Raw genomic sequence first — 227 nt, 5'->3', positions numbered from 1 at the left:
TGGTGGAGCGTGATCCCGCGGGCAACGAAAGCAGGCCGTCGGAGCCGCACGTGGTGATCGTGGACACGACTGCGCCGGACCAGCCAGTCATTGGCGAAGTGATTGACGACGAAGGTCCGATCCAGGGTCCGGTGGGCAATGGCGAGAGCACGGACGACACGACGCCGACGCTGGTGGGCAAGGGTGAACCGGGCGACACGATCGTCGTGATCGACAACGGCACGCCG

At 66.1% G+C, this 227-nt stretch carries 1 protein-coding gene; it reads left to right on the top strand.

The window, feature by feature from the left end; all coding sequences use genetic code 11:
* On the top strand, nucleotides 1-227 hold a 227-nt coding region (locus F6X37_RS38220; protein WP_187614714.1), incomplete at both ends, for a hypothetical protein.

The sequence above is a fragment of the Paraburkholderia sp. 31.1 genome (genome assembly GCF_014397645.1).
Taxonomy (GTDB): domain Bacteria; phylum Pseudomonadota; class Gammaproteobacteria; order Burkholderiales; family Burkholderiaceae; genus Paraburkholderia; species Paraburkholderia tuberum.
The sequence above is the reverse complement of the archived record's forward strand: the minus strand, read 5'-3'. Positions and strand labels throughout refer to the sequence as shown.